The following is a 4,028-nucleotide window of genomic DNA, read 5'->3' as shown; positions in this document are numbered from 1 at the left end:
TTCATATTAAATTTATCCCCAAAAACAACGAAAACCCCTTGAAATCAAGGAGTTTCTATTGTATCAATATTTAAGTTCTTTTATGTCTAATGACTCATATTTTAATACAATTTAGCAATATTTGATTAACGCTAAAAGGTATATTAACGCTAAATTGTGCACACCCTTAGACCCCCACAAGTAGAACATAAAATATTTTTTTAAGAAGTTCTTGTTTATTCTTAGGAGTATTATTCCATTTTTGCATTGCTTCAAAATCAATATTTATTATAGCCACCACTACTAAACCAATAATCTGTTCAATTCTTTCTTTAGATTTACCTTTCTATTCTCTATAAAAAATTTGAAATCCTCTATATTTAAACTAATATTATCATCTAAATATAGTTCTCTATTGGTGATACAATTTTCTTTCGCCCATTCTATTAAACTTTTATTAGTTTTACTTCTATTTAAATCCCCATTTAATAATTGTAAATTTAATATACTATTCCAGTTATCTTTATTCTTCATAAATTCTTTTTTTACCTCATCCTCTATACTTTCTATATAATTTTCATCTTTGAATATTGACGCTGGATGAATATGATCTTTATGAAAATCTTGATTATAATAATCTAAATCTGGATAGAGTAATGATAAAATATAGAATGAATCATTGCTTTCGTATGAAGATGTCAATAATCCATTAATAAACTCCTCATCAAGATAATAGTTTTTATTAGCATCATACTTAAATGCATTTATTATATCATTAATAGGAAATTTCTTGTCTAAATTATCATTCAATACTTTTCTTATTCTTATTAAAACAGAATCAGTTTGTCCACTAAAAATTGATTTAATAAAGCTTAAATTAATCCACTTTCTAATATTATTTAGATCCTCTACATCGTAATTTGCTTTAGTAATAATATCAGCTAAATCATTATGATATATATAATATACTATAGGAATAGCTGCATTTTTTGCCCTAAATGTAGTGTTATTAAATCCAAGCCTATATACCAATTCAAATGCTGCTATTATACTTTTCTTTATATCAAACCAATTTTCTTCAAAAATTTGTACATTTTCGTACCCAAAGTTTCTAAGTTTAAATAATATACTGTCTGAAAATAAAACCAAACATGTTTTTAAAACAAAATCCTTATCTATTCTAAAACCTGCATTGGATATATTGAATACTTGATTTACTGTATCATCAATTTCTTTACGGGCATCTATCTTTTTCCAGTTAGCAGATGCAATAGACATTAATAAATCTGAAAATGATAAAGGAGTTCCACCACTATTAGTTCTTATGAAAATTTCTAGCACTTTATCAGGGTCCTGTTCTGTTTCCAAATAATAATTAATTAATTTTTCAGAATTAAATCTTTCATACATTAAAAACAGGGTTTCAGATGCAAATTCATTATCTTGTAAATTATTACTTAATATATATTTATTTAATTCAGAAAAACCATTTAAATCTAATATATCCCCTACCTTAAACCAATAGTAATTATCCCTATCATTAAGTCTATTTAAATCACCTTTTGATAAAAATCTAAAATCATATAGTTTTTGATTATCATATTCTTGATCTACTGACTTTAGTAAATTTAGATAAAGAGTCCTGGTTGGTAGGGAATCTTCATCATTTCTCCACCATTTTCTAGGCATCTTATAAGCATAGGTACCTCGAAACCCAATATAAAGACTTGTTAATCTTTGTTGTCCATCAATAACAGCCATAAAATCGTGGACACCAGTTGTATTAATTTCCTCATTATTTTCATTGTAAAATTCCCTATATTCTTTTAGAAATTCATAGAATCTATACTCAGATTTCATATTTTTATCCCTTATTTCCCAAAACATAAATGAATTTATAGGATACCCCCTCATAATACTATCGAATAATAATTCAACCTGTGAGCTGGACCATATAAATTTTCTCTGTATAGCTGGAAGAAGAAAATCCCTATTATGTATTTTATCTATAGCCTCTTTAATACTAATAGGTGTTTTAAAACCACTAGACATACTACCCCTCCTAAACAAAAATAATAAAAATATTTATTTCGTTACTTTTTATTTCTTTAAACAAAATAACCAAATTAATCCAAGCTCATATTAATAACTCACAAAATCGTTTCAAAATCTTTAAAAACGCTTTATCCCTAACAGCATCTACCCATATACCATCACAAAACCGTTCTTGTCTAACATATCCAGTTAAAATAGCTTTCACTAATTCTATGTCTGCATAATCAATGGCATTATTTATTTCATTTGTACTTTTCAAACCCCTACTCTCTATGACATCTAGATAATCGTAAGATATTAATTTAGTTTTATAAAATTCTTCAATAAACTCTACTAAAGTATCGTCATATATTGGATAAGGCATAGTGAATTGATTTTCCCCTAATTTTTCTCCTCCACCCCAATGGCAGACACTTTCTTTAGTGGCAGTTTCAAAATATGGTATGTAATGAGATAATTTTTCTATAGAGTTCTTTACTAAGCTTAAATATAATTCATTACATAAATCTTCTACATACTCTTTCCTAGCTATTTCATCAACCCAATCCTGTGGAATACTACTATATCCATACTTTAAACCTGCAAGTCCTCCTGCAACAGCAGCTACTGTATCAGTGTCATTTCCTAAATTAACAGCTTTCAACACACAATCCCTATAATTATCTGTATTTAGTAAGCACCAAATTGCAGCTTCAAGTGTATCAACTACATATCCACTACTCTTTATTTTTTCTTCAGGTATTTCTGCAAAATCTTTCCTGCTTAATCGTTCAAAATACTTTAGTTCATGAATATAATCTTTTTTATCTCCATAATATTCGATTCCACTATAAATACCCGATCTTACAGCAGTTTCTAGACACATACTTTCAACAAGCTCAGAAGCAACTAAAATATAAATGCCACAGGCTATTTGACTTCTCCTATGACCATGTGTCAGAGATGAAATATTATGAATAATTTCATATGCTCCATCAATATCTGTAAAATTCATCCCATAAATGGATTGAAGATAAAACAAAATTGGAAGTATTCTCATAAGAGAGCCGTTTCCATTATCGTGTTCACTCTTTCTACCACACTCTAATGGAGAAATCCCATTTTTAAAACTCATTAATGCTTTTCTCGTTGTAATTCCAATATCAAAGGCCTCACCATAAGGTGTGTATTCACCTGTTTCTATCCACTTAATAAAATTTAACATTATATCTTCATAATCTAAGCCTTTAGAAAGACTATCTACAAGACATAGTGTCATGCTTGTATCATCTGACCAGGTACCAGTAGGTTGATTGTATGTACCATATTCTCTCATACCAACTACTGGATCTTTTCTAAGGGTTTCCCTATTCATAAATTCTACTGGAACCCCCAAGGCATCAGCTACACATAATCCCATAATTCCATCTAAAACAAAATTACTCATAATCTCGCCTCGCTATATGGAATATATTCTAAAGTTCAAATCCCAAAGTTTTAATCCCTTATTCTGAATTATCTTTATTCTATCAAATATGCCAAGTAATTTCTACCATATTTTATTTAAAATAAAAAATAACCCACTAGTCTTAGGCTTTATAACCTCTAAACCAGCAGGTTATGATTTTTTATAATATTTCCTGTTTAATTTTAGTTCCATCCCTGAAGTAAAATGTAATATCATTTTCAATAACTACCTTATCTATGGTAGATGTCCATAAAGCTTCATCAAAATCTGTTAAGATTGTTTCTTGGCTTTTCAGTCTATCTATAAAGGTATCTATGCTATCTTTTCTAACCTTGTTTTCTTGATGCTTTTCTTCAACTTCGGTTAATTCATCTTGAGCCTTTTTATATCTTTCAACTAATTCATTATACTTTTTTGAATATTCTTTCTGGTCCATAGCCTTTCTAGAATTTTCATCAACCATCTTTCTAAATAATTCTTCTACTATTTCCATCTCATTTTGAATAACAGCTGCCTTCTTTTCAAGCTTTGTTGTGTCTAGAAGTTC

At 28.5% G+C, this 4,028-nt stretch carries 3 protein-coding genes; all 3 read right to left on the bottom strand.

The features are described 5' to 3' along the window. Window positions 1-282 precede the first annotated feature (282 nt). Window positions 283-2,031, bottom strand: coding sequence for a DUF262 domain-containing protein (locus tag BUA21_RS14345; protein WP_072745505.1), 1,749 nt, complete (start codon window positions 2,029-2,031; stop codon window positions 283-285). An 85-nt stretch (window positions 2,032-2,116) separates the two neighbouring features. Further along, the gene (locus BUA21_RS14340; RefSeq protein ID WP_072745504.1) at window positions 2,117-3,460 is read right to left on the bottom strand and encodes an ADP-ribosylglycohydrolase family protein; all 1,344 of its coding nucleotides are present in this window, start codon (window positions 3,458-3,460) and stop codon (window positions 2,117-2,119) included. A gap of 181 nt (window positions 3,461-3,641) precedes the next feature. Continuing rightward, window positions 3,642-4,028: hypothetical protein (locus BUA21_RS14830; RefSeq protein ID WP_200796576.1), on the bottom strand; the 387-nt coding region annotated here is incomplete at its 5' end.

Origin of the sequence: Sporanaerobacter acetigenes DSM 13106, from assembly GCF_900130025.1 — a bacterium.
Lineage (GTDB): Bacteria > Bacillota > Clostridia > Tissierellales > Sporanaerobacteraceae > Sporanaerobacter > Sporanaerobacter acetigenes.
Note: the sequence above shows the minus strand (reverse complement) of the source record. Positions and strands in the feature narration are given on the sequence as shown.

Excerpts from the sequence above, each read along its gene's own strand:
- BUA21_RS14345 (WP_072745505.1), bottom strand. The coding sequence starts at position 2,031 with ATGTCTAGTGGTTTTAAAACACCTATTAGTATTAAAGAGGCTATAGAT.
- BUA21_RS14340 (WP_072745504.1), bottom strand. The coding sequence starts at position 3,460 with ATGAGTAATTTTGTTTTAGATGGAATTATGGGATTATGTGTAGCTGAT.